The 2,071-nt window shown below is 46.9% G+C and carries 2 protein-coding genes; one reads left to right on the forward strand and one right to left on the reverse strand.

The window, feature by feature from the left end; genetic code table 11:
- The first annotated feature begins 117 nt into the window (after nt 1-117).
- Nucleotides 118-1,107 (forward strand): virulence RhuM family protein/type II toxin-antitoxin system death-on-curing family toxin, encoded by a 990-nt coding sequence (rhuM, locus tag HMPREF2955_RS08905; RefSeq protein ID WP_070722755.1) that lies wholly within the window; start codon nt 118-120, stop codon nt 1,105-1,107.
- A gap of 266 nt (nt 1,108-1,373) precedes the next feature.
- Here rhuM and HMPREF2955_RS08910 read toward each other — a convergent pair whose 3' ends face one another.
- Nucleotides 1,374-1,880 (reverse strand): very short patch repair endonuclease, encoded by a 507-nt coding sequence (locus HMPREF2955_RS08910; RefSeq protein ID WP_009231099.1) that lies wholly within the window; start codon nt 1,878-1,880, stop codon nt 1,374-1,376.
- Nucleotides 1,881-2,071 lie beyond the last annotated feature (191 nt).

Below are 2,071 nucleotides of genomic sequence, written 5' to 3' on the forward strand. Positions count from 1 at the left end.
GAGAAAAGAACGTTTTCGTTAAGCCAGATGAACAGCGTCGAGCTAGCTCGAACATTGTCATGGCGAGAAAACGCACCTTTAGAGGAACAAGAAAAGAACCATTTAATTCATTAGACTATGCACTCGAATAATCAAATTGTGATATACCAGTCTGAAGACGGGCAGACGCAGGTGGATGTGCGCCTGGAGAACGAAACGGTGTGGCTTACACAGCAACAAATTGCAGAGTTGTTTAATACAAAACGCCCGGCAATAACCAAGCACTTGAAGAACATCTATGCATCCGAAGAGCTTGACGAAACGAGCACATGTTCCATTTTGGAACACGTGGGTAATACAGGAAAGCAAACTTATCGCACAAAGTATTACAATCTCGATGTCATTATTTCTGTTGGCTACCGGGTTAACAGTAAAAACGCCACTCGTTTCCGTCAGTGGGCCAACAAGGTGTTAAAGCAATATCTCATAAAGGGCTATGCCGTGAACGAGCGTATGCGCAAGGAGCAGATTGGCGAGTTGCGCCAACTGGTTGGTATGCTTGGGCGCACCATTCAGAACCAGCCACTGCTGTCTAACGATGAGACCGATGCACTGTTTAAGGTAGTGACAGATTATACTTACGCTCTGGACACCCTCGACAACTACGACTATGAGCGGCTTACTATCAATAAGACCACAAAAGAAGAGCCGTTCCATGCCACCTACGATAATGCAATGGAGGCTATCAAAGGGTTGCGCGAGAAGTTTGGCAGCTCTGTTCTCTTTGGCCATGAGAAGGACAATTCCTTTAAAAGTTCTATCGGGCAGATATACCAAACCTTTGGCGGAGAAGAACTCTACCCCAGCGTGGAGGAGAAAGCAGCCATGCTACTCTACCTTGTTACCAAGAACCATTCGTTCAGCGATGGCAACAAGCGCATTGCCGCCACGTTGTTTCTTTGGTTTCTCAACGGCAACCACATCCTCTATCATCCCGACGGCAGCAAGCGCATAGCGGACAGCACCCTTGTTGCGCTCACGTTGATGATTGCTGAAAGTCGAACAGAAGAAAAGGATGTTATGGTAAAAGTTGTGGTTAACCTGATAAACAAAAACAACTATGAGTAAAGCGGAGCATAAACGTTTAGGCGATTTTATCAGAGAGGTGAATGTTCGTAATCGGGAGTTGAAGTAGCTTATAGCTCTCAATTTCCGATTGGTTCATTCCAAAACCATTTCCTTGCCGACTATAATTATACGATATAAACCCGTTGGTGGAATCAAATCAAATCAACAAATGCAGATAAAAAGTTGCATATGTCGTTTATTTTTAGTGACTTAACCCATTGGCGGAATTCAGAATGCCCTAAATTAATTACGCCAACGGGGTTTCATTATAAATAACCTCTTCGTTCTTCGGCCGCCATCATTGGCTCGTCTTCATCGGGGTGGGGTAGTGCATAGCGTTGCTGGTAGTCGGTTAGCAAGATGTGGTTAAGTGTGTGGGCAAGGGCTTGCAACGTGTTTTGGCGGAGTGATGGGCGCAGTTGGCACTCCCAAACCACTAGGCAATGCCAGCCCATGCGTGCCAGTTGGCGTTGCGTTTCGGCATCGCGCTGTTGGTTGCGTTTCACCTTATTCTCCCAAAATGGGGTGTTGGTTTTGGGCAAGGTCCATCGTTTGCAGCCCTCGTGGCCATGCCAAAAGCAGCCGTTAACAAAGATGCAGGTGCGGTATTTGCGCAAAACCAGGTCGGGGTGGCCTGGCAAGCGGCCGTAGTTTAGTCGGTATCTGAACCCCTGCGCCCACAAATACTTGCGTACGAGCAGCTCTGGCTTCGTGTCTTTCGACTTAATCGAGGCCATGATGCGATGGCGTTGTCGGGGCGTAAACTTGTCCATGAGGCAAAGATAATGAAAAAATACGGATTGTGTGCAGCTAAGCAGTGGGATATGAACAGTCGTCTTGTTCTGACATTGAGCTAACAGGGGGCTAAGAAGGTACAAACTTACGGTTTTACATGGGCTGGCGAGGGCTGGCCAAACACCATGTTTTTTTAGGTTCTTCCGTTAAATGCGTAGATGAGGAATTT

Source organism: Prevotella sp. HMSC073D09 (genome assembly GCF_001814145.1).
Classification (GTDB): domain Bacteria; phylum Bacteroidota; class Bacteroidia; order Bacteroidales; family Bacteroidaceae; genus Prevotella; species Prevotella conceptionensis.

Bases quoted from the DNA above. Each gene is read 5' to 3' on its own strand.
- rhuM (WP_070722755.1), top strand. From the start codon at position 118: ATGCACTCGAATAATCAAATTGTGATATACCAGTCTGAAGACGGGCAG.
- HMPREF2955_RS08910 (WP_009231099.1), bottom strand. From the start codon at position 1,880: ATGGACAAGTTTACGCCCCGACAACGCCATCGCATCATGGCCTCGATT.